Annotated in this window: 23 protein-coding genes; 3 read left to right on the forward strand and 20 right to left on the reverse strand. The window is 56.1% G+C overall.

The window, feature by feature from the left end; translation table 11 throughout:
- Positions 1-146: 146 nt before the first annotated feature.
- Positions 147-1,901 carry a methyl-accepting chemotaxis protein gene (locus HCG46_RS03250; RefSeq protein WP_168684583.1) on the forward strand — a complete coding sequence of 585 codons (1,755 nt, stop codon included), beginning with the start codon at positions 147-149 and terminating at the stop codon, positions 1,899-1,901.
- Between the two features lie 115 nt (positions 1,902-2,016).
- Here the strand turns inward: HCG46_RS03250 and HCG46_RS03255 are convergent, their stop codons facing one another.
- Together HCG46_RS03255 and HCG46_RS03260 are read right to left on the reverse strand one after the other, a co-directional pair.
- Positions 2,017-2,637: a DUF1062 domain-containing protein gene (locus tag HCG46_RS03255; RefSeq protein ID WP_081713284.1), complete on the reverse strand. Its 621-nt coding sequence runs from the start codon at positions 2,635-2,637 to the stop codon at positions 2,017-2,019.
- Positions 2,638-2,976: 339 nt separating this feature from the next.
- A complete protein-coding gene (locus HCG46_RS03260) occupies positions 2,977-3,741 on the reverse strand; it encodes a DUF2470 domain-containing protein (protein WP_168684585.1) in 765 nt (254 codons plus the stop codon).
- A gap of 182 nt (positions 3,742-3,923) precedes the next feature.
- Here HCG46_RS03260 and HCG46_RS03265 point away from each other — a divergent pair, with 182 nt between their 5' ends.
- Positions 3,924-4,364 (forward strand): BA14K family protein, encoded by a 441-nt coding sequence (locus HCG46_RS03265; protein ID WP_062488097.1) that lies wholly within the window; start codon positions 3,924-3,926, stop codon positions 4,362-4,364.
- Positions 4,365-4,534: 170 nt separating this feature from the next.
- Here HCG46_RS03265 and HCG46_RS03270 read toward each other — a convergent pair whose 3' ends face one another.
- Both HCG46_RS03270 and HCG46_RS03275 read right to left on the reverse strand, forming a co-directional pair.
- Positions 4,535-5,755, reverse strand: a complete 1,221-nt coding sequence (locus tag HCG46_RS03270; RefSeq protein ID WP_168684587.1) for an alanine racemase — start codon at positions 5,753-5,755, stop codon at positions 4,535-4,537.
- A gap of 73 nt (positions 5,756-5,828) precedes the next feature.
- Positions 5,829-6,617, reverse strand: coding sequence for an extensin family protein (locus HCG46_RS03275; protein WP_168684589.1), 789 nt, complete (start codon positions 6,615-6,617; stop codon positions 5,829-5,831).
- A 98-nt stretch (positions 6,618-6,715) separates the two neighbouring features.
- On the opposite strand from HCG46_RS03275, the gene HCG46_RS03280 reads away from it, so the two are divergent.
- Positions 6,716-7,342 (forward strand): LysE family translocator, encoded by a 627-nt coding sequence (locus tag HCG46_RS03280; RefSeq protein ID WP_023000451.1) that lies wholly within the window; start codon positions 6,716-6,718, stop codon positions 7,340-7,342.
- Positions 7,343-7,347: 5 nt separating this feature from the next.
- Here the strand turns inward: HCG46_RS03280 and HCG46_RS03285 are convergent, their stop codons facing one another.
- The 16 genes from HCG46_RS03285 to HCG46_RS03360 all read right to left on the reverse strand — a co-directional run bounded on the left by HCG46_RS03285 (position 7,348) and on the right by HCG46_RS03360 (position 21,847).
- On the reverse strand, positions 7,348-8,493 hold the full coding sequence (locus tag HCG46_RS03285; protein WP_168684591.1) for a DUF2336 domain-containing protein: 1,146 nt from the start codon (positions 8,491-8,493) through the stop codon (positions 7,348-7,350).
- A gap of 749 nt (positions 8,494-9,242) precedes the next feature.
- The gene (locus HCG46_RS03290; protein ID WP_168684593.1) at positions 9,243-9,842 is read right to left on the reverse strand and encodes an NAD(P)H-dependent oxidoreductase; all 600 of its coding nucleotides are present in this window, start codon (positions 9,840-9,842) and stop codon (positions 9,243-9,245) included.
- 132 nt (positions 9,843-9,974) lie between these two features.
- Positions 9,975-10,229: a hypothetical protein gene (locus HCG46_RS03295; protein ID WP_023000448.1), complete on the reverse strand. Its 255-nt coding sequence runs from the start codon at positions 10,227-10,229 to the stop codon at positions 9,975-9,977.
- Positions 10,226-10,453 carry a hypothetical protein gene (locus HCG46_RS03300; RefSeq protein WP_205838355.1) on the reverse strand — a complete coding sequence of 76 codons (228 nt, stop codon included), beginning with the start codon at positions 10,451-10,453 and terminating at the stop codon, positions 10,226-10,228. The genes HCG46_RS03295 and HCG46_RS03300 overlap by 4 nt, the downstream gene beginning before the upstream one ends.
- Positions 10,454-10,460: 7 nt before the next feature.
- A complete protein-coding gene (locus HCG46_RS03305) occupies positions 10,461-10,814 on the reverse strand; it encodes a hypothetical protein (RefSeq protein WP_168684595.1) in 354 nt (117 codons plus the stop codon).
- Entirely contained in the window at positions 10,814-11,278 is a 465-nt protein-coding gene (locus HCG46_RS03310) for a lysozyme (RefSeq protein ID WP_168684597.1), read from the reverse strand. The genes HCG46_RS03305 and HCG46_RS03310 overlap by 1 nt, the downstream gene beginning before the upstream one ends.
- Positions 11,268-11,483 (reverse strand): hypothetical protein, encoded by a 216-nt coding sequence (locus HCG46_RS03315; protein WP_168684599.1) that lies wholly within the window; start codon positions 11,481-11,483, stop codon positions 11,268-11,270. The genes HCG46_RS03310 and HCG46_RS03315 overlap by 11 nt, the downstream gene beginning before the upstream one ends.
- A gap of 68 nt (positions 11,484-11,551) precedes the next feature.
- Positions 11,552-11,824, reverse strand: a complete 273-nt coding sequence (locus HCG46_RS03320; RefSeq protein ID WP_168684601.1) for a hypothetical protein — start codon at positions 11,822-11,824, stop codon at positions 11,552-11,554.
- Positions 11,825-11,833: 9 nt separating this feature from the next.
- Complete coding sequence (locus HCG46_RS28505; protein WP_205838356.1) at positions 11,834-13,789, reverse strand: hypothetical protein; 1,956 nt, start codon at positions 13,787-13,789, stop codon at positions 11,834-11,836.
- Positions 13,790-13,878: 89 nt separating this feature from the next.
- Positions 13,879-15,471: a hypothetical protein gene (locus HCG46_RS03330; RefSeq protein ID WP_168684603.1), complete on the reverse strand. Its 1,593-nt coding sequence runs from the start codon at positions 15,469-15,471 to the stop codon at positions 13,879-13,881.
- Complete coding sequence (locus HCG46_RS03335; protein WP_168684605.1) at positions 15,431-15,931, reverse strand: hypothetical protein; 501 nt, start codon at positions 15,929-15,931, stop codon at positions 15,431-15,433. The genes HCG46_RS03330 and HCG46_RS03335 overlap by 41 nt, the downstream gene beginning before the upstream one ends.
- Positions 15,932-15,934: 3 nt before the next feature.
- Positions 15,935-18,367, reverse strand: a complete 2,433-nt coding sequence (locus HCG46_RS03340) for a hypothetical protein (protein WP_168684607.1) — start codon at positions 18,365-18,367, stop codon at positions 15,935-15,937.
- The gene (locus HCG46_RS03345) at positions 18,364-18,951 is read right to left on the reverse strand and encodes a hypothetical protein (protein WP_055655535.1); all 588 of its coding nucleotides are present in this window, start codon (positions 18,949-18,951) and stop codon (positions 18,364-18,366) included. Before HCG46_RS03345 ends, HCG46_RS03340 begins: the two co-directional genes overlap by 4 nt.
- A 21-nt stretch (positions 18,952-18,972) precedes the next feature.
- On the reverse strand, positions 18,973-19,311 hold the full coding sequence (locus HCG46_RS03350; protein ID WP_062488068.1) for a hypothetical protein: 339 nt from the start codon (positions 19,309-19,311) through the stop codon (positions 18,973-18,975).
- 211 nt (positions 19,312-19,522) lie between these two features.
- The gene (locus HCG46_RS03355) at positions 19,523-20,560 is read right to left on the reverse strand and encodes a hypothetical protein (protein WP_139314137.1); all 1,038 of its coding nucleotides are present in this window, start codon (positions 20,558-20,560) and stop codon (positions 19,523-19,525) included.
- Between the two features lie 378 nt (positions 20,561-20,938).
- The gene (locus tag HCG46_RS03360) at positions 20,939-21,847 is read right to left on the reverse strand and encodes a hypothetical protein (protein WP_075282661.1); all 909 of its coding nucleotides are present in this window, start codon (positions 21,845-21,847) and stop codon (positions 20,939-20,941) included.
- Between the last annotated feature and the right edge of the window lie 3 nt (positions 21,848-21,850).

Raw genomic sequence — 21,850 nt, forward strand, 5'->3', positions numbered from 1 at the left:
ATACACATCGTCACTTCTACCTATACGAGAATTATTCTTTCTCTCCGGGACAAAGTTTACCGTTTTTTCAATCTGAGTCCGCCTAAACTGACACAACCTCAACTCTGGCGCTGCCTATGGCGCTGAGAAACTCGGGCTTTTGAGAAATGTTTGCATCAAATCCCATTGCAACTTCGGTTGCGGCAAAAATTCTAGCATTGGTTGCTTTCCTCAGTCTTGGCCTGCTTGTTGTGGCCGCAGTTGCCATCGTTCAGATGGGAATGATCGGGAAGGAACTTCAAAACATTGCGGAAAAGGATATTCCACTCACGCAAGCAATCAGTCAGGTTGCCAATCATCAACTACAGCAGGCAGCGGTGATTGAACGGATCATGCGCGTATCCGGCCTGACCTCCGGCGAAGATGCTGAATCAACCGCTGCCTTGAAATCCACTTTGGCCGCTCTGAACGAACAGGTTTCCGATGAAATTCTGAAAGCGGAAGCACTCGCCCTCTCGGCGCTGGAAAAGTCGGCATCCGATACGCAAAAGGACGAGTTTTCCCAAACGCTCACACAGCTCAAACGCATCGAGAACGAGTACCAAACCTATTCTGCAGAAATAGCTGGTATCTTGGCGAAGATCGAACAGAACAACCTCTCTGATGCGAGCACCCTTCTCGTTGAGTTGGAAAAGGAACAAACTCGCCTCGACAATGAACTGGTGTCGCTACTCACCGAGATCGAGCGTTTTACGCAAACAGCTGCGTCATCTGCAGAAGAACATGAGAAACAGGCCTTTCAGCAAATCGCGATCACCGCGGCGCTGACTTTGATTTTGTGCCTTGTCGGCTCAGTCCTTTTCGCCAGATATCTGATTTCCCGTCCCTTGCACCAGGTCACCGCAGGCCTTCTGGAGCTCGCTAGAGGCAACACGGATGTGGAAGTCAATGTACGCACGAATGACGAAATCGGTCAGGTGGCAAGCGCATTCGAAACCTTCCGTGAAAACACGATCGAGATGAAGCGCCTGCAGGAACAGGCTCGCGAAGAAGAAATGCAGGCAGAAGCGGATCGTCGCGATACAAGATTGCGGTTGGCCGACGAGCTTGAAAGGCTCCTGATGACCAGCTGCGACACAGCGGTTTCTGCATTGAGTGAACTTGCGTCCGGTGCCGACGAATTGGCGCGCAACAGTCATGAGACCATTGAAAGGTCCAACACGGTTGCCGCTGCAGCCGAACAGGCCACAGCATCGGTCCAATCTGTTGCATCCGCGTCTGAGGAACTGGCGAGTTCAATTCACGAAATCAGCCGCCAGATTACACTCGCGAATTCCTCCACCTCTCGTACATCTGAACAGGCTGAAGTTTCCGGAGAGACAGTCGGAAAACTGTCTACATCGGCAGAGGAGATCACGGATGTCCTGAAACTGATCAGCGACATTGCTGCCCAGACCAATCTGCTGGCCTTGAACGCAACTATCGAAGCAGCGAGAGCTGGCGAAGCAGGCAAGGGATTTGCCGTCGTGGCTTCTGAAGTAAAGGCGCTTGCCACGCAAACCGGACAGGCAACCGATCAGATTGGTTCACAGCTGAGCGGTGTCCAGTCCGGGGCGGCAACCTGTTCTGATGCAATTACCACGGTTGTCAAAGCCATGATGGAAATTCGCGAACAGATTTCCGGAATTGCCTCTGCGATTGAAGAGCAAAACGCAGTTACGTCAGAAATAGCCAAAAACGCGCATCAGGTCGCGCAAGGCAGTGCCGACATTACCTTCAATATCTCCGAAGTGAACCAGGCAGCGCAGGTATCCGGCGACAGGGTGCAGGAAGTCGTGGGAGGCATTCAGAACATCTCCTCCCAGATAACGACAATTCGCGACGGGTTGGGCGATTTTCTCGGTCACCTGCGCGCAGCTTGACAACTGCTCGCCACGCTCTCCGGAACACCTGCCAAAACGACTGACCGCTGCCCCGTGTCCGCAACGCGGACACGGGGATCTGGAGCCATCCGGTTTCTAACTCCCGCTCCTGCGGTTAATTCATGCAGACCAGATAATTCCAAAAGACCGATCTGTCGCTTGCCGGACCAATGAAAAGTTCGATACAGATCTTGTCGGGAACCCGTCTCTTCAAGATCTTCACATTGTTCATGGGAAATCTCAGCGATCCTTGCTCCACCAGGAGCAGAACGCGGTTGCGCGAGAGACCAAGCCCTTTTGCAAGGACCTTATCCAGACGAACCTGGACGTGATCCGAATTCAGGATTGTCAGTGCCACAGTGCAGGCATCTGCACAATCGCTGGCAACCATTCGTCGTTTCAGGCTGAAATCAGTGCCCCCCTTGCCTCCGCCTCTCCCTTTGGTGTTGCAGGCGAAGGTGCTCGCCACTCCCTCATCGTTCCGCTGCAAGGCTTCGATGAGTTCTGCCGAAAGGCTGCTCACGGCTCGACGTTCAAAAATGGCCCTGTTCCATCTGCTTCCACAGACATCGCAACGATAGATCAGCCAGGCGTCAAGCTGGCTTCCATTCGCGTTCAACCGGAATTTGCCCGTCGAACCAAAAGGTTGCACAAACCCGCATCGTTGGCAGGGACGCTTTATTCTAGGTGTCTGAGAACGGACAACGGACCATTCCATGTTCAATATAGACGACATTCCGTGGGTCTTCCTCGCACGGGAAGTCCGTCACAGGCAGTCGGGACGGCCGGACAGCGTCAGCTATCGGCACTCAGTCTGGCTGGAAGCTTTTTCGAAATGTATGCAGTGAACCGAAACAGGATCAGATGCGCATGGCCAAGCCACACCGGCCCCGATCCGCCGCCAGGACGAACAAAGTTCATGACGCATTCGAGCGAATGCATGGCGGGATCGATGACCGGTCAGAGTGTTGGCAAAACAAACGTCCAAATTGAAACAGATGAGCCTCGATAGCGCTTACGAAAATGACAAGCAAGCTCAACCTGGAGTTTCGACGAGACGTCGTTTGAATTGTGTTCAGGTGTTGCGCGCCTGCAAAGCCAGAGCGACCAATGCAGGCCTCAGTTCAGACGGATCTTCCAATGGATCTGCAAACCAGAGACGTTCAACCTTATCTCCAGCCACAAGATCAACGCCTTCGGGATCCAGACAGGCAAGCCGCCAATTGGCCTCTCCGGCCTTCAGCAAATTCTGCGCATAAAGTTTCACCGCATCCCTATGGTCTGCGTTCATATGCGCAACCGCTCCAGCTTCCATTGAAGACCAGTCATCAGGCGAACTTACTGTTGCCAACAAGTCCTCTTTCTCCAATTCAAAAGCCTTGCCAAAGCCTCCATTCAGGCTGGCCCTGGAGAGCTCCAACCTGAAAAAGGAAAAGTCTCCAAAATCGACATAAAGTTCGGCTTTGGGATGACGAGAGAGGTAACGGTTGCGCAACCGCTCATGATCTGAACTTCCTCTCGATATCTTTACTGCCTTGCAGAAAAGAGAAATTCTCGGATGAGCGAGCGGATCGCCTTTTCCAGGTTCGCCCAACAATAGCGAACATGAAGGGTTCTCCAAAATTGCCGCCGTGTGTCCGGACAATGTACTGGTGAGGATGACAGGTGCACCATCCAAATCGGTCGCCACCGCAACCCGACTGGCAAGTGGATGCCGCGTTTCGGCTTCGAGCACCGCCAAAGCACCAAACCTCGCGGTTCTGATCAACTCCTTAGCCAATCTTCTGGCTTGATCATCGGTCGGCCGGATTACTGATTTCGGTTCTTTTTCCAGGCTCACGGCCCCTCCAAGTTCTGTTTTCTGTCGGCGCAGACAAGTTGCATTCCACGGTTTTCGCCTTCACCCGAATTCTGAACGTCAGATGAACAGACATCTCAGAACCGGTTCAGGGCGCCTATGCGATTGTCTCACCATCAGATACGGCGCCAATCGAGAACAGCGCCTGCCTTTGGAGAAAACCAATGAAGACCATGAGCAAACGTCTTGTTGCCGCCGCCCTCACGGGCGCCCTTCTTTTGCCGACCTTCGCGGCTGCTGAAGCCGGCTCGCGCAACGGTTGGCGTGACCACCGTGGCGGCCACCACCATAACCAGAGACACAATAATCGAAATCATAACCGACACAAAAACAATGATAATCTTGGCGCGGCTGTCGCGGCAGGTGTCATCGGCCTCGCTGCAGGAGCAATTCTGCTGGGAGCGACCCGCCAGCCGAGCTACGCAGGCCCGCCGCCGGTAAATCACTACCCGCCGGCTCCCTATCCCGGTCGCGTCAACACGGCCATCGGTTATCAGCCGTGGAGCCCAGCCTGGTACCAGTACTGCTCTTCGAAATACCGGTCGTTCAACCCGTCGACCGGTACCTATACCACCTACCAGGGTGAACAGCGTTTCTGCCAATAAGCTTGCGCCCGCCTGGTGGTACTGAAGAACTCGTGGCAACAAACGACCGACCGGCCGAACCGGTCACCCGTTTGTTGTCATTCTTTTCAGAAGGGTCATGCTCCAAGGGAACTGAACAGCCTCGGTGGGCAAGTGCAACCAGGTTGTTTCGTTCAATCAGCCTGTTTGCATCAATCCGCCATGGTTTCAATTGAAGCGAAGCCTTCCGGCGCAGCACCGAAATCGAACGGCGTTTCGACCTCAATGACCTTGTCGGGATAAAATCCATTGAACCTTGTGCGAAGCGACAAGCTGTAGGCACCTATATGGCCAATCTCGATCCAGTCTCCCGTGTCGACAGTCTCTGGCAGCCAGAAAGGCCTGGAAAGAATATCAACGCTGTCGCAGGTTGCGCCGCAGACCTTGAAGGGAACAATCTTGTCGGGCTGACCAGCCCGTGTTTTGCGAGCCGGGTCCGGAATGAAACGAGCCGGCAGCGTGATCTTTCCGGTCCAACTGTCGGAAAGAGACGCCCAGATGCCATCATTGATGTAAAGGCGCCGCCCCTTCTTCAACAGCACTCTGACAATGAGAGAGATCGATCGGGCCACAATCACTCTGCCTGGCTCGGCGACAAGCGGCAGGTCATCAAATTGCCAATCAGCGATATCGGCTTTCAACTGCCCCATCAATTCCACGAGCGAGGGCATCTCAGGCGCTTTACGGCGCGGATCGTGACCATAAACGGCCGGAAACCCTCCCCCGACATCAAGCTCCACAACGGGAACGCCAGCACGTGACCTGATCCAATCGGCAGAAGCCAGCGCTCGCTCATAGGTTTCCGGTTCTTCGATCTGGCTTCCAACGTGAAAACACAATCCGCATTTGAACCCGATACGGTCGATCCGTTGCAGCAACTCAACGGCGTGACCTGGAGCCGCGCCAAACTTCTTCGACAACTCGTAAGCAGCATGCCCCTTGGTGGTGATACGAACGAAGAGTGTGATCGTTCCAGGATCTATATCAAGGGCCCTAACAACACGCAGGATCTTCGCGACTTCGTCTTCGTGGTCGAGCGAAAGGGTTCGAATACCGTAGGTTTCCAAAGCTAGCCGAATGTCCGACTGTGCCTTGATAGGATGCATGTAAAGCATCTCAGCCTTCGGCGCTGCCTCTTTCACCGCGGCGAACTCTGCAGGCGATGCGACATCGAAACAACTGATCCCGGCCTTTGCCAGTGCCTCAAGGACAAATGGCTCACCATTCGTCTTGACCGCGTAAGCCGTCTTGCCGGGGAAGAGCGACTGGAATTGCTGTGCGTCATGCCTGAGCACGTCCGGCCGGAAACAATACACAGGCTGATCGGGACGAAGATCCAAGGCGGCGTCAATAGCTGTTTTATAACGTTCCATCAGTCCTTCCGGCGTTAGAAGTCATCGAATAGAAAGGAACAAGCTTGAGGCTGATTTGCAAGCCGGGATTGGGTTATTGGCAGATAATGTAATTACAGCTCTTGCCGTGGCATCCGATATCGAGGTGGAAGTGAGACTTGTGATTTGGGTCTGCATCGGGGCCGAGAACGGTGGTGAACCTTTTACAGGCAGCCTTGTGTATGGCGGACAGGAAGCTTCCGCTCTGCGTGTTGCGCGCCCAATCCTTTTCAACTGAAATCTCAGTACCGTCACTTAATCGGAAGGCCACAATATCAATGGCTTTGCCAAGCGCATGTTCGGAGAGCTTTCCATCTGGAAGATTGTTTCGTCGGCGACACTGATAACCAGGGCCTGTGAGAAACTCGGACACTGGTTTCCCGAACTGTGCTTGTGCAATGGGCAAGACATCTTCGATCACCCACGCTGTAAGTGACGTCGCAAAACCGCACGATAGCGTGGCTTTCATCGGGAAGGTCACTTCGGCATCCTCGCCACGTAACCCAGAAAGGTTGACAGGTACGGTGATCCCGCAATCCTCATCAGGTTGATCCCCTTGCAAGGGAGCAAGTTGTTCAAAAGTAGCACCCGGAATATCGCAAGCTGACGGTGTGGAGGATTCGCCCGCAGAAGCTTTTCTGCCACTGTCGTCAGGTCCTGCCAAAGGCCCTTCCGGAAGAGTAGCTGGCTTGATCGCCGGCACATCCACCCCCTCGATGAATCGCGAACTACCGAGGCCAGGAAGCGGCTTTTCCTGCGGCAATGGAGGATTTGCGTAAACATCTAAAGGCAGCAGGCAACACAACGCGAGAGCAGTACAAATCGACACGAGGTTTAAGTGCATTCCCAACTCCGCACATTGTACTTGCCAGCGACCCTCATGATTGATCAACGCTTGTCCTGCGTCTATGGTTGCATGACCCAAAAAGTGGATGGCTCCCCATGACATTAGAACTCTTTTTCGCCTATGTGATTGCCACATTGATCGTCCTCGCCATCCCGGGTCCGACGATCATGCTTGTTGTCAGCTATGCTTTGACCCAGGGACGCAAGTCTGCGGTTGCCAGCGTATTGGGTGTTGGCTTGGGGGACGCGACAGCAGCAGCTGCGTCGCTGATGGGTCTCGGTGCCATTCTGGCGACGTCTGCAACAGCATTCACCGTGCTCAAATGGGTAGGGGCGATCTACCTGGTCTGGCTTGGCCTGAAAATGTGGAGAAGCCGGCCAACTGCACTTGGGCCGCATCAGGTTGCCGATGTTCCCCCCAGAAAAATATTCTGGCATGCATATGTGGTCACAGCGCTCAATCCAAAAGGCATTGTTTTCTTTATGGCTTTCCTGCCACACTTCATCGCACCTCACGCCCCAGTTGTCCCGCAGCTCGCACTTTTGGGAACGACCTTCGTCGCATTGGGTGTTTTGAATGCAGCTGTTTACGCCTATGCAGCAGCAGCCCTCGGACAAAAACTGAGAAGTCCTTCCCTGCTTAGACTGGTAAACAAGGTGGGCGGCGCATTCCTGATCTCCGCTGCGGCGATGACGGCAACATTGCAGAGATCTGCGAACTGAAAAAATCAGCGACTTGATGCGAAGGGAATGTTCTTTTTTGACCGTACGGCTTCCGCTTCGGTTTTTTCTTCTTCAGTTTTCAAACCGAAATTGGCACCGGATTGCTTCAAGGTTTCAAGTGATCTGCGAGCGCCATCTTCACTAAGCGCTGCATAACGCTGGATGGCGGCATTCAGCTCCAATCCGCCAATGCGCAACCGCCTGGCCCTCATCGTGAGAATATCCTTGTAGGCTTCGGCTGTAACGCCGTTCGCCTTGCAAAGAATTATCAATGGCTTGTCGCTTGCGCTGAACAAGAGCTGGGATACCGCACTGGGCGGCAGATTGCTTACCTTGGCAAGCAACATACCCAGCTCCGCTGTTCGATCCGAACGGGCGAACAAGGTCACGGCATCATCGATTTTGGTCTTCTTGCTCACCACGTCACGGATCAATGCGTTGGATTGTTCACGTGCCTCTTCAAGCTTGTGCGCACGAGCGGCCACTTCGGTAGCGGCACGTTCAGCCAGGAGCTGAACAAGCGTGCTGTCGGCACCGAGTGCACTGACCCTTTCTTTCAACTCTTCCGTCAAGAAAGGCAGCAAGGCATGAGCAGCTGCATCCGGCAAGTCGGTGCGGTTGATCAAGGCAGCCTGGATTGCTTCACTCGATCGGGCTTTTTCCACCAATTTCAGGAAGGATGCATTAGCGAACTCTGCACCCTGGTTTTCAGCGACTTTACTTAAAACCGCCGTATCCCCCCGATCCACCAATACAGTGGTAACTGCCTTGTCGACGGTTTCACGCCCGGCAATTGCCCCCAGATGCTCCATCGACGCAGAACATGCGATCTCGACCAGGTCTTCTGAGGTGAGTGCAGGTGAGTTTTCCAGGACCGGGCCGGCAACCGGAAATTCATCCTGTGCCAATTTCACCATCAGTTCACGAGGAGCATCTTTCTCCTTGCAAACTCGTTTGGACAGAATGATCCTGGTTTCTTCCTCCAGCTGTCCGAGAACTTTGAGAACGATGTCGCCAAATAGCAGGCTGATCTGCTCGTCACGGTCGTCACCGGAGTTCACGAATAGGTCCGTCAGCATGCTGACCAGGCTTTTGCGCCCTCCAGCGCTTGTGTCCCTCGCCAGATCAGCAAGTTTTGCAAGATTGATCATCGACACTCCGGCGCGACAGTCGCGTAAGCCTCGACATTATCAGCAGGCCCTTAACATTAAGCTACCGTTGATCGCCGCATAACCTGGAGAAACGGCCAGCAGCAGGAAGGCCTCCCCACAATTAATTCGACGCGCCAAATAACTATTTGCAACCCTGGATCGCACACCCAGGACAAATTAGTTCTGTTTTTTTCCCAAAAGGCAGTGAACGTTTCCAATCAAGGCTTTACTTAATGCTTCCTCAACAAACACAACCCTGGAATGCAATTCTCCGCTGCGCTGCAGCATCTTTTTTGCTTCGCTTCGGCATTATGCTGACTTAGTATCACCCCGTCAGAAAGAGGTAATCGGGAGCGGACATATGACCCTTGTACGGAACCTGAACATGATTGCCTTCCTAGCAGCCTTTGCGTTTTTGGCTGCAATTGTAGTTGGTGCAATCTGAACCAAACGGCAAGAAATCAAAGAAAACGAGCTGCGCCGAGCAGACAGCAGGACAATTCAACGAACAATTTTAGATTCCCGGCGTAGTCGGCTGCACCAGAAGGTGCAGCCGCCAAAGACGCTGTGCTGATTCCAGAATTGATCGCCCGTTCGGGTGTCGAGGGTGAGAAATAGCGCCCGATCGTACTGAAGACTGGGCAATTGCCGCAGCTGCCCAGACACAACCAAAAATTTCACTTCGCAGGAAGCCTGTTGCATTCCGCAATTTCAAATACTGGAATATCAGGCCTCAACACAAATTCCGCTCATGCGGCCAGCTCTATCGTTTGAGCCAGTGCCGCGTCACGGTTTTCCGGTTCGATCATCAATTGATCTGCCGCGATCATTGTCACATCGGAGATGCCGATAAAGCCAAGAATATGCTTCAGGTAGTTTCCGGCAAAGTCGATCTCTGATCCTATTTTGGTTCCACCAGAGGCAATGATGACGTAAGCCTTTTTACCCTGAAGCAGACCGACAGGTCCGTTCTCAGTGTACTGAAACGTTTCTCTTGCTCGCGCAATCATATCAACCCAGGCTTTTAGCGTAGCCGGAATAGAAAAGTTGTAAACAGGCGTCCCAATTACGATGGTGTCTGCCCCCTTCAATTCTCCAACAAGCGTGTCGGACAGAGCAAGCACCATTTTTTGTTCTGCACTCCGTGAAGCAGGATCTGTAAAAGTCGCGCCAATCCACTCTTCGCTCAGGAACGGTACCCCTTGGGAAACATCGCGAGTAAGGACTTTTGCATCTGGTGATTTTGCCAGCAAACGAGTCACGAAGGTCTGCCCAAGGTCACGCGTCACTGAACCGGCGGTACGTGCTGAGGCATTGACATGCAGAATTGATTTCAACGGTGAGGACATCTTGATCTCCAAAGTTTCAAAACCGGCATCGGCGTTTGTTCGTTAATTGGAGATAGTTTTGATATTTTCGAATAACTAGCATTAAAATAGTGAACAGTATGTCAAGTTAACGAACAGTGCCTTTTTGAGAATTCAAGCCCCCCATCTAATTCCCGACAGAAGCTTGTAGAGGCCAGCCAGCGCCAAGGCCCCTACAACGGTATTGATCACCTTGCCTTTAACGCTGGACGTTCCTTTTCGCAGATCACGCAAAAAGTGCATGTCCTTCTGCGCTTCGATGGTGTTCTCGATATCGACGCCGAGCGCCTTGAGCACTTCTTGGGCAGCCTCCCGGCCGCCTTCTTTGCCGCCTTCGCGGGCAATTTCCCGCATCTGATCTTCGTTCACTGCACACCCCCTGCGTAGCCCTGTTTGATTTCGTCGTACCACCGGCTGCACCGCATCACGCGGGCATTGGCACGGCCAAGCGCCTGGTCGGTCCGGATCAAGGCAACGTCCAGCGGCTCCCCGATCCGAACGCCGGACGCTTCTTTCCGCCGGCAGTCCTCCGGATAGCCCGGCAACTCTTTCGAGGCTTCCACCTGCGCCGAGAGTGCGGCGGCAGTTCGCAACCGCTCGTCATTGGTTGCGCAAGCGCTCAAAAAGATCAGGCTGCAAAGTGCAGCCATCCCCAACGGTCGAAACATAGTGTTCCAACTCCTGTGCTGCGGCTTCCGCTTCCGCGTTGGCCTGATCGATAAGGGAGAGAAAACGCCGGTTTGCCCGTTCAGTAACAACCTTCCGGCGTTTCAGTTCATCAAGCTGCACCCGGGCTGCGGTCAATTCCGCGTCGGCCACATACTCGACAACGGCCCGGCGAACCGCGCTCGACTTGTCGACCTTGTGCCAAACAAAAAAGCCGCCCAGAACAGCGGCAATGGCGAGGGCAGCACACGCGGTGCGGCTTTGGAGCATCCAGGCGATCACCGGCATTACCTCAGCCCTTCCAGGCAAAGCGAATGCTCGGCCGCGCGGCGGTTCACAAGTCCTCGGATCGTCCGGCCGCCTGCCTTGTTGAACCATTTGGCTGCGTTACAGGCGCCGCGCACGTCCCCGGCATCAAGACGTTTGCGCGCAGTCGACCGGCAAAAGCCCCCTACCCCGATGTTGTAGGTGAGACTGACGAACGCGACATAGGACTTTGCGGGAATGGCATCCGGCCGCTTGAGGCACTTTCTCATTCCGGCTTCATGCCGCTGCAACGAGGCCAACAGCATTGCGTCACACTCGGCCTTTGTGTGCTTGTCCCCAAGCTTCACCCCGAGCGTTTCGCCGTAACAGACGGTTGGAACACCTACAACGTCCCGGTATGCCGTCAGGCGCAGACCTTCCCAGGCACCGACCAGCGCGATCGCAGTCGCGCCTATGCCGCCGACAAGGCGGGTTTTACGTCCCATCTTTCATGTTCCTTTGTGCGAGAAGCCGGGCCACGAACGCGGCCGACACGGTGAACGCCGACAGGGCAGCGAGTAAGCCCGGCGCAATGAAGTCGCCCAGAAAGGGCAACGCCACTTCCGCGCCAGAGAGCAGCGCAGCAAGCAGCATAAGGCGCACGCTCCAAGCCCTTTGCAGGACCGCGCGCCAGTCTGAAACCAGTTTCATTGGACTGCCTTTCAGGCATAAAAAAACCGCCTCAAGGGCAGTGCGTGTTTCGGTCGGTTTGGCCGAGTTTATTCAGACGCAGGCGGAACCCATTCCGGAATGAACCCGCCGGAATTTCGCCAGGCCTGCGCTGCCTGGATTACCTTAATGCTCCACCCGAAGTTTTCGCCTGGCCGCAAGCCGGTTTCGAGTGTTTCCGTGTACCCATTTGCGTGTTGCACATCATAGGAGCACGCGCCGACGATCTTGGACATATCGGTTAGATTGTGGTCGGTTTCGTGGCTTGGAAAGAAGCCATGGAAATTGGTGATGACGGTTGTCTTGACGTTGATTTCTGTCATTCCTTTTCCTCACGCGACACGCTGATAGATGGCGACAGCACCGGCTTGCCCTCGGCATCGCCACGTGCCCGATAAGCCGGAAGATCTGTTACCGTCCGAACTGTCGGCATAGCCCGTTGATGCTGTGTGCAAATAGCAGGCTCGTGAAGCGTTTCTGTTGATCCCGGCGGGTGCAGATGCCCAGATGATGTGCCCAATTGGAAAGATGGTTTCGTTTACATTTGAGCCGTCGTAGACCATCCCAACCTTATGAAACCCACCGTCGTTCTCTTCTGCGACGAGAGCGTTGGCGCTGTCATCCCAGCCAAAGTACCTGTCCGTATTGCTGTTCGCGTCTCGGAAAATCAGCCAGTTATCACCGGCCCCGGCACGGCCAAGATAAATATGGTTGTTCGACAGAAGCTGCCCGGTTGCCGTGAGGTTGCCATTTATCGTCCCGCTTACATCAGACCGCAGAAGCTGGCCCGACGTCAGACCGCCGACGGTCCCAGCGTCGTAGCTGGTTGAACCTTGTGGCCCTTCCGGACCCGTTGCACCAACCGGACCCACATCACCCTTGGCAGCAAGCAGGCCCCAATCATCCGAAGATACACTCGGGTTCTGACCGATATTCACCCGCAACGAGATATACGAAGATCCGTTGTAGGTGACCGTTTCGTCAGAATTGTAAGTGTCGCCAGAAGACCAGAAGCCGCGATAGATCAACCCGGGATCGCCCTGCGGGCCTTGCGGACCTTCCGCACCCGTCGACCCCTGCGCACCGGTATCACCTTTCGGGCCTTGGATGCCTTCCGGGCCTTGCACACCCTGCGGCCCTTCCGGTCCCTGAATGCCCTGCAAGCCCTGCAGGCCGCGTTCCCCTTGGGTGGTGACAATGTCCCACTCGGCGGCAGCGTTTTCCGGGGTGATGCCGGTATGAGCTGACACGCAGATGAAGTAAGACCCGTCATGGCTGACCGTATCCCGTTCAACGTAAGCGGTTGCCGCGTTCCACGTTCCGCGGTGGTTCAGCCCGACAGGACCGGCCGGGCCTTGAATGCCCTGCGGCCCCTGCAAGCCTTGCGGCCCACGACCGAAGTTGACGCCCGTCGACCAGACACCGACCGCGTTGGAGAGCTTCCAATAAACAATTCCGGCCTCGTTATCGAGAAAGGACGTGTCTTTCGGTTCGGCGTCATAGGCTGCACGGTCAACGGTCAGGCCGGTGTAATCCGGGTCGAATGATTTCCCAATCGGCCCCTCTGGACCCTGCGGGCCTTGCGGTCCAATCGGTCCTTGTGAGCCAGTCGGACCGGATGGCCCTTCGGGACCGCGCGGGCCTTCCGGGCCTTGATAGCCGGTTGGGCCTCGCGGACCTTCATAGCCGAGCGGGCCGCGTTCCCCCTGTGGTCCCTGCGGACCGGCAGGGCCTTGCGGACCAGCCGGACCCGTGGGGCCTTGGTTGCCGACCGGCCCTTTCGGCCCTTGCGCGCCTGGTAGCGAGGCGATTTCAAGAACCTGCTGCAGCGTCGGCAAGTCCTGATTATCGGCCGCATCAAGCGCGTTGATCATCCGCCGGCCTTTCAGGTCAAAGCCGCCGTTGACCTCGATCAGCGCCCGGGTGGCGACCGACTGCATGTTGATCGCCGTCCGGTCCATGGCGCGTTCCATGACCGCCGGGTCAATCTCTCCGCCTGCCAGGCTGTAAGGCTGATCGTACTTGCTCACCAGCAAAACCGTCAGCGTTTCGCCTGCCTGCAAGGCGCTGGCGTCAAAGAGCACGGTACCGGTGCCGAAGTTGCCACCGGTAAAGTGCCAGTTGCCAGGGCTTTGCTGATACTGCCAAACGGTAATCACGCCGGTTGCAGTCCGGTGCGATACCTGCAGGTTGTTCTGGTCGACAAACTGGAATGGCAAGTCGACACGATCCGTCACGCCGTCGCCCGTGATCTGGGCGCGGCCTTCGGTCAAGGCTGCTACTGTCATGGAGTTCCCTGGTAAAATTTGAGATCAGAAATTGAGCCACGGTCACATTGGCGGCTCGAAAAGGCTCTCGCCGGATTGACCTGTTACGTTTATCCGCCAGATCCTTCTGGAAATCTTGTATCTGCAGGTGTCAGCAACTCTCTCAAGGTCTGGCTGCCGAGGTCTTTCCCTTCCCAAGCAGGAAACTGCCGGTCAAAAGCCTCCTCCAGATTGTGCGCAGAACCAGAATCATTGCCTTTCGCCAGCGTCTCCGCAGCTTCCTCAGGACTCAGCCCATAGCCTTTTGTCAAAAGGGTCCACTTTTCAAACCTGTCGACAAGATTGCGTTCTCTTTTTGCCAACACCGCCGACTGCGGTGCCAACGCCAGAACCTTTGCGAGGTTTTCGTACGCTCGTAAAATGACCTCGGGTTCGTTGCTCCGAGTTCCCTTGCTCAAGGCGGCGGCATAACTCTCCGGAACAACGCCCTTCGTTTCCACAATCTTGAGTGCAAGTGTGTCCCGGTCGATTTCGCCATTTTCCAGAAAGGTGAACGCCCGGTTCGCGTTCTTCTGGCGCTGCGGTCCCCGATCCCCTTCTTCAGAAGACAAGAGCCAATTCGCAGCTTCAATGTTCGCGATATGCTCCTTTTTTGCCACTTCAAGCTGGCCGATCAGTCGTGTTTTCTGCCTTGGGTCGAGCAAGCCGTTTGCTTCGATCTCGGATTTGTCGAACTGGCCAAAACTCGCCTCGATGCGGCGTTCGATCTTGCCAACTTCCCCAGCAGCAATCGCCGCTCTGCTTTTAACGGCATTTGCCTGCATTCGGCCCAGTGTTTCACCAGGCAGCAGTTTCAGCCGTTCTGCCAGAACCTGGCTTTCGTCCGCAAACGCCTCCGGCCTGTCGGGGCCATTGACGGTCTCACCTACCCGTTCGAGCTCATTTCCTAAACCTTCCGGTCCTGCAAACTCTCGCCTTGCAAGTTCGTCGCCGATTGCTGGTAGCAGTTCTTCAAGCGGTCTTGTCTCAGCCCACGACTCTGCCAGTGTCTCGCTTATTTTCGCATAGGCTGCCTTTTTGCCTTCGGCCGGCAAGGGAGCAGCCGACAGCAACGTTCTTGCCTGTTCGAATGCTTCTTCGAGACCATCCGGGTTCTCGCGCACCTCTGATGCCAGCCGGATACCTTCTTCTTCCAAACCCTGCTGGAAATAGCGTTCGTTTTCCCCCGCCTCAATTGCAGCAAAGCCGTTGATATAGCGGTCACGCTGCGCCTCCACGTGGCGGTTGAACGCGTCTCTTGAACCTGCAGGCAGTTCCTTGAGCGCCTGCTCTCTAGACTTTTCAAGATGAGCCATCATGGCCTCGGTGAAGCCGAAGCCGCCTGGTTGCGCCTGCTGCTGTTCCTCCGCAGCCCTTTCCTTCAACCTGGCGTCAAATTCCCGTTGAGCCATTTGAACTTTAAAGTCCTCAATTCGCCTGCGTCTTTGAGCAGCGGTCCCGGCAAGATCACCGAAAGCCCCTGCCGAACGGCGGATTTGTTGTCCCAGCCCTGCCGCAGCTTGTCCAACCGCGGTGTCAGCGACAACTTGCGGACTGCCAAAGCCCGGAAGGCTGTCGGCACCATTGAATTTCTGCAATCTCGCCATTGTCAGTACCGTTTTGTCACCTGAATTTGAAAGCACCGTTGTAGGCGGCATTGCCAAGCGTCGTGAAAGCCTGGGTAACACCACCCAACATGGCACCGGTGGCGTTGATACGCCCCGCGCGGCGGCTCGAATGTGCCCGCTCCCGGGCCGTTTTCGCCTCGAAGGTCAGATTGTCCCGCTTGCCTTCCGCGCCATACCGAATTGCCTCGATGCTTTGTGCCGCTTCAAAGGCATTGTCGTTCGCGACGTCATTCAGCGAACCGGTTTGCGATAGCCCGCGTTCGGCTCCGGCAGCCCGGTTGAAGCCGAGTGCCCTTTCGTATTTGTCCAGGGTTCGTTTTCGCTCAAAAGAAGCCTGGGTCTGGTTGACCGCCTTCTGGCGGTCGGCCAGTTCTGCACGGCGCTCTTCCGCCTTTGCCTGGGCATCTGCCTGCTGGCGCGCGCCCTGCGCTTGCACAGCGCCGCCGGCCAGCGATCCCGCAACGGAGACCGCAGCCAATATTGCTGGGTGACACATGAATTAAGGCTCCGCGTCTCGGCCGAAATTGACGGCCAGGATGGTGCAGGGTTTGCCGCCGCTGGCTGCCAGCGTAAGCTGCCCCCCGTCTTCCCATCGCGTTTCGATTGGCTGGTCGAGCACCCCAGTGCGCAAGGGCGCCGGCTCTCCGGCAGGATCTCCCGCACGGTAATAGATCAGCTCGTCCAGAAAGGTTTCGTCTGACCCGGCCTTCAGGGTTCCGGTGTTCAGAACCGCGATGCTGCAATTGTCCACGCGCATCTTGCGGCCCATGGCTGAGCCATCCTGCGCATTAATGGGAAACGGCAAGGTCTTCGCCCTCGCCGAAACATTCAGCCCGACCAGGATCTTTTCCGCTGTTTGGCCATTCGGCAGGCTCGCTTCTCCGGCGGTCACAGTTGCCGGATAGTCGGTCCCATCGGCATAAAGGATCACCTCTTCGCCTTCCAGATGCTGAAGTCCCGAGACCGTGTTTGCCGGCAGGCCTTCGTAGCGCGCGCTGCAATCGAGATGCCACGCATCCTCGATTGCCCCGCCCGGAAACGGCCGCTGCATGATTTCGATGTACCGCCGCACCTGTCCGTCGATGGTCCGTTTCACGACCATCCAGACGGTGTCCGCTCCAGCGCCCGAAAGGTCTGCCATACATTCCACCACACCACCGAAATCGTGGCGCTGCATGCCATAAACCTGCTGCTGGCGTTCATAGGTGAAGCCGATCCCACGGCCTTTCTGGTCCCACTGCCAGATGACGCTATCGGGATATTGCTGGTAGCAGGCCCCGGCGATACCACTTTGAAACAGATGCGACTGCACCTCGCTCACCGCCTGAGACACCCGGCCATCGGAGCCGAAGTCATAGGCCATTTCGCGCATGTCGGTTCCATAAGGGCCGTAGTAGATCAGCACCGACCCCACCTTGATCGGGCTGACGTCATTGGCGCCGAAATTCGTTTCAGGCTTCTGGTCAACATTCTCCGGCCCATAAGGGTCCTGATCCGTCGCCTTGCCGACGGCACGCACCGCCCGGGTCGTGCCGACAATCAGGTCGTTATCGTCGACCAGCCACTGGATCCGGTTCACTTGTCCGGAAAGAATGCCCGCGGTCACCGCGTCAGATGCCTTCAGGACATGGGATACGGAAAAATTGGTGAAATCCTCCGTCTGGCTTTCCCAGATTTTCTGTGGTTCCTCGCTGGTGCCCGCGAAGGCGAGCCTGTTCTTGTGCCAGCCGATCGTTTCCGGCCATCCCGTCGTGCCGGACCATGCCCCCAACCGCCAGATGCTTTGCGCCTTCGTGTCCTGCAGTGCCTGACCGAACAGCTGCACCTTGACAGAGGTTGCCGACTGGCGGCTGTGGATCCGGAACCAGCGCCAGAAGCCGTCCGACCCGCGAAATCGGATGTGCCGCCCCACGTCAGACGCCTGAAAGCCGGCACCGCCATTGATCCCCGCAGTGCCTGATGCGGTCAGCGTGAAAGGGCTCTGGTCGTTGCCTGCCTGGTGAAACACCAGTTGCCCGATTGCGGAATTGTCCGAAGCAGATCCGCCTCCTTGCGTGAAGCTCAGCCGGTAATGAGTAAAGGCGGTTTCGTTGTGAAAATCATATTCCCGCCATTCGTTGGAGGCCCAGGTATCCTGACCGTCCTGCGTATCCAGAATTGTCCAGTCGGAGCCATTGTTCGACGCCTCGATGTTCCACTGCCAGGGCATGTCGTCATTCTGGCTGTTGTCGTTCGGTGCCTGCAGCATGCAGGCGTCGATCACGACACTGCTGGGGAACTGGTATTGCACCCAACCCGTTGCCCCGGATGAAAGCACTGTCTTGCCCTCCGAGCGGTTGAAAACCTGCCACGCCGAAGCGCTGCCGTTGGAGGCAGACACCGTCCCGCTCGGGGCTGTATTTGATGTCATTTTCGGAACGGCATTGCCCGTGCCGGCCGGTTTCAGGTTCGTCGGCGAGATATTGACGTCCAGATAGGGCCCGTCCCTGAACGACATCGGTTCGATCGCCCAGGAAAGTTCCGACAACCGCTTGAGCGCCTGCGGGGCAACGCCGCCACCAGCGATGAACAGCGTGTCGGTCGACTGTACGAATTTCAGCCGTGGCAAAACCTCGGAGGAATAGGGTGTCGCAACCTCCACGGTGCCGACCCGCCCCTCGCTGGTGAATATTCGAAACATGTGGTCGCCGAACTCAAGCATGTAATATTGACCGTTTCCGAACTCGAACGGGATCAACCAGCCTTGCCGACTGCTGTCCTTGAGTTCCGCAATAAATTTGGTGCCGCCGCGCCGGCGCAGGCCGCCGCGTTTCAGTGTCAGAAAATTCCGGCATTCGGCCAGGGAGGACCGGAACAGTTCCAGGTCCGAACGATAGATCAGCTCCGGGTCGAGTTCCCCCCTGCTGAACGTGGCTTGAAGGTGATAGCTCATCTGTTTGCAATGATATCCAGGTCAATCATGGGCAGCGGCGTGCCCTGCAGGGCATCGGATGTTCCGGCCTGGTCGAAGGCTTCCCGCGCCGCCTGGCGCAAGGCTTCCGCACGGCTGTTCTTTCCGGTGATCGAATGGGCGCAGCCCGCCGCCAGAAACAGGGCGAACCCGTTCACGAACAGCGGGGCGAATTCGGCCTCCCGCACCACCCGGCGCACATGGCGGAGCGGAAACGGCGGCGGATGATCCGACATGATGCGCTGGCCCACCACTTCGAAGGGAATGATCGTCCCTCCCGGCGATCCGCCAACACTCTGCTGCGGAATGCGAAGCGTGTCGGCCGGCAGCTTGTACTGGTAGGCCCAGCGAAACGGCGGTTTTTCGGTTTCCGCAGGCAGGTTCACCAGCTCGATGGCAAAGTCCCAGTCGTGCATGGCCAAATAGGCATCCCGGTGCGCTGCATAATGGTTCCTGAACCAGCGCGACGCCACGGAGGAAAAATCGAAGTCGCGGATGGGCGCTTCCTTCAGATGCGCAAGCGCAAGGTTCGCCATCTCAACGGCTGTGTTGACGGTTCCCGACATGAAATAGTTTCCTTGAAAGGGTCAGGCGGCGGCAAGGTCGCCGGCTTTGGCCTCATAGGCAGCAAGCGCCTGAACAGCCTCGTATTTGTTGGCGGCCTTCACGCCGGCATAATCCGCGGCCATGGCCTGCTGGGTCTTCCAGTGCTCCTTGCGCCAGCCTTTGGGCAGCGGCTTTTCGGCCTGTGGCTGCCTTGCTGCCCTTTGCTTGCGGTTCCAGTCCGCGGCCAGCGCATCCGCCAGGTGTTCCTGCCGCTTTTCGGCCTCGGTTTTGGGTGGGGCGCACCGGGCCAGAAAATCGGCTTCGTGTTGTTCTTCCAGGCGCTGGAGATGCCGCAAGCGGCGCATGATGATCTCGTCCATGTCTGGCCTCTTTTTCGAGAAAATGAAAAAGGGCGGCAAACGCCGCCCGAAGAAGTTTGGCAGGCCCTGACTTGATCAGGCCCATGAGGGGTCGAACCGACCAAACAAAAAGCCCGCAGGAAAGGCTAAGGGCAGAAACGTCGATCGGTCCAAAAACGTTGGGGTGGATGTCTGCGGTCGCTCGCCTCCAGACTGCCCGCTGGGTACGCTGTCAGATGTTCACCTTCAGGCAGGCCAGCTTCACGTTCTTGCGGTTGTATTTCCGGTCCCAGTTGGCCGCGTTGCGCAGTTCGGCCAGGCTCGCTCCCTGGGATTTGGCAAGAGAAGACGCCGTGAAATCCATTCCGGCCGGATGGATCAGCTCGAAACGGCGGGTGGTCAGATAGTCGGCACCGCCGCCGTCGCCAATGTCCGGATCACGAGTGATTTCTGTGCCTTCGTTGCCGTAGATCGTCGAGCGGCTCGGCACTTCGTCGATATGCATGAAAGCACCCGGCGCGAACAGGAAGCAGGAATATTCGTCCGAATTGGCCCCGGCCGTCACCGGCATCATTTCCGAATGCACCACCATCATGCCAGCGTAGTAAGGCACCTCGAACGGCGCTTCGGACGGTTTCTTGAACTCGATCTTTTCGTCGTCCAGAAGCGTGCCGTAAACGAAGCTGTGCATGGCGATCACGCGCAGGTCGTCCAGGTTCTCACCCATGGTCAGGCGCGCCCGGTTGATCGCCTGATAGCTGATGCGGTTGGCGGCCGTCGGCGAACCGACATCGGAATAGATGGAATAGACCATGTCGCCGCTGTCATTGGCCACATTGTCGGCGATCACGCCTTCTGCCGTCGCGATGATGCGCTCTTCCTTGCGGCGCCCCCAGTAGGCGCTGATCCGTTCGGCCACCCGGTTCATGGCGCTGTCGCCTCGCCCCGTTGCGGCATAGCTTGCCACCGTCTTGGCACCGTATTTCTTGGCCAGGCGGTGCTTGTAGGCCTTCATGTCACTGGCGGTGATCTTGCTGACACCGATCTTGTTATCACTGTCGTCGATCACCGTCGGCTCGGCATCGTCGAGGTCTTCCCAATAGGGCACTTCAATCTGGTTGCCACCGGCCTTGAAGCGCTTGCCGATTTCCGGTGCCGGACCGGCCAGAATGCCGGATTTTTCCAGCATGATCAGCTTGGCCGGCTTGTTCTCCGCCATATAGGGGGTGAACACACGCGGGACGACGATGTCTGAAATTTGAGATGTCATTGAATTTCCTTTGATTTTGACAATTTTCCGGCTCTAACGGACTGCTGTCGATGGCGCACGTTTCCTCGCCATGGCCGCAGGCAATTTGCCAAAAAGTCGCCCCTTCCAATTTTGAAGTAGCTGAAGCAACGTTCCGGTTGAAAAAAGAAATACGCAGTTTTGGAGGACTTCCGTTTCCTCGATTAACGGGGCAGAAATCGCTCAAAGCGGGTAAGATCGCTCAGCCGAGGTGGCAATATCGCGATGACAGTCACAGGCCTGCGTTGCTTTGACGGCAAAGCGCACAAAGGACTTCGCAAGTGAGCAAGGATCTGGCGTCTGATGGATCCGATTTGTGAGGTAATGCATCGGACCACGTAAATTTGAGGGGTCGTTCAGTTAAACGACAACACCCTTGAACCCGAACAACTCCGGGTTTCGTCCAGCAGAAAGGATAAGCTGCTTCGCCTTCGTCGGCTGATGGTCCAAAAGGAAGGCCTGCTGTTTGAGGTCGGGTTTTCTCACGTCGAATGGATTTGCATTCTTCAGATTATCAGGCTGGAGCATAGAGCGAGCTCTACTCGGTTTGGCGCTCGGAATGGGACCGTTCTCAAAAGCCTCACCGCTCTTCGGTTCGCTCAAGGATGGCGGCGGAATATCACTTTCGCCACGCAACGCGGGCTGACTATCCCTCGAACGGTTGTCATCCGCTGCCAAATGAGGTCTCGGCATCGGAAACGGAGCAGCAACATGGTTTCGTAATCTGTTGCCATGCGCCGACTGACCATCCAATTCAGGATCTGACTGCGCCGATCCTGCAGGTAAGACATCTTTGTTGCCGATCAGATCTTCGGTAAAGCCTGGGACTGGTTTTTCAAATTGATGCCTTGTTGAATTCAGCAATTCCTGTGGCGAAATCCCGAAAGACTTCAGGACCGTCCCCGCCACGCTGTTGCTATTTTGGTTGTCGATTCTGTAATCAAGGTTTTGAGCATTGATCCGATCAATAGCCCTGCGAGCTCTTATCCTGTATGCCTCGATTTCAGCCGGCGTCCCCGCGATAATTGTTGTCTGGTTGTCGACGAGATGCCCCATCCTTGAAAAATTATCCAAGTGACCTTTGATCGTATCGCTTCCGTCCCAGGGTTTTCCTATTGGAATTATATTATTTTGCCTGTCATGTGAAAGTCCGTTGACTTCCCAGATCTGCTTGCCGGTTTCATCATGAGCTGTGATGACAATATGTGAGGCAACTCCAAACAGCTTGTACTCACCGATACGTATCGTTTGCTGTCCGTGATTATCCATTAC

Source organism: Labrenzia sp. PO1 (assembly GCF_012273635.1).
GTDB lineage: Bacteria > Pseudomonadota > Alphaproteobacteria > Rhizobiales > Stappiaceae > Roseibium > Roseibium algicola.

Coding starts and splice junctions, on each gene's coding strand:
- HCG46_RS03340 (WP_168684607.1), bottom strand. CDS start 18,367: ATGAGCTATCACCTTCAAGCCACGTTCAGCAGGGGGGAACTCGACCCG.
- HCG46_RS03310 (WP_168684597.1), bottom strand. CDS start 11,278: ATGGGACGTAAAACCCGCCTTGTCGGCGGCATAGGCGCGACTGCGATC.
- HCG46_RS03275 (WP_168684589.1), bottom strand. CDS start 6,617: ATGCACTTAAACCTCGTGTCGATTTGTACTGCTCTCGCGTTGTGTTGC.
- HCG46_RS03255 (WP_081713284.1), bottom strand. CDS start 2,637: ATGTCGTCTATATTGAACATGGAATGGTCCGTTGTCCGTTCTCAGACA.
- HCG46_RS03285 (WP_168684591.1), bottom strand. CDS start 8,493: ATGATCAATCTTGCAAAACTTGCTGATCTGGCGAGGGACACAAGCGCT.
- HCG46_RS03265 (WP_062488097.1), top strand. CDS start 3,924: ATGAAGACCATGAGCAAACGTCTTGTTGCCGCCGCCCTCACGGGCGCC.
- HCG46_RS03290 (WP_168684593.1), bottom strand. CDS start 9,842: ATGTCCTCACCGTTGAAATCAATTCTGCATGTCAATGCCTCAGCACGT.
- HCG46_RS03355 (WP_139314137.1), bottom strand. CDS start 20,560: ATGACATCTCAAATTTCAGACATCGTCGTCCCGCGTGTGTTCACCCCC.
- HCG46_RS03335 (WP_168684605.1), bottom strand. CDS start 15,931: ATGTGTCACCCAGCAATATTGGCTGCGGTCTCCGTTGCGGGATCGCTG.
- HCG46_RS28505 (WP_205838356.1), bottom strand. CDS start 13,789: ATGACAGTAGCAGCCTTGACCGAAGGCCGCGCCCAGATCACGGGCGAC.
- HCG46_RS03305 (WP_168684595.1), bottom strand. CDS start 10,814: ATGCCGGTGATCGCCTGGATGCTCCAAAGCCGCACCGCGTGTGCTGCC.
- HCG46_RS03350 (WP_062488068.1), bottom strand. CDS start 19,311: ATGGACGAGATCATCATGCGCCGCTTGCGGCATCTCCAGCGCCTGGAA.
- HCG46_RS03320 (WP_168684601.1), bottom strand. CDS start 11,824: ATGACAGAAATCAACGTCAAGACAACCGTCATCACCAATTTCCATGGC.
- HCG46_RS03270 (WP_168684587.1), bottom strand. CDS start 5,755: ATGGAACGTTATAAAACAGCTATTGACGCCGCCTTGGATCTTCGTCCC.
- HCG46_RS03280 (WP_023000451.1), top strand. CDS start 6,716: ATGACATTAGAACTCTTTTTCGCCTATGTGATTGCCACATTGATCGTC.
- HCG46_RS03345 (WP_055655535.1), bottom strand. CDS start 18,951: ATGTCGGGAACCGTCAACACAGCCGTTGAGATGGCGAACCTTGCGCTT.
- HCG46_RS03250 (WP_168684583.1), top strand. CDS start 147: ATGTTTGCATCAAATCCCATTGCAACTTCGGTTGCGGCAAAAATTCTA.
- HCG46_RS03315 (WP_168684599.1), bottom strand. CDS start 11,483: ATGAAACTGGTTTCAGACTGGCGCGCGGTCCTGCAAAGGGCTTGGAGC.
- HCG46_RS03360 (WP_075282661.1), bottom strand. CDS start 21,847: ATGGATAATCACGGACAGCAAACGATACGTATCGGTGAGTACAAGCTG.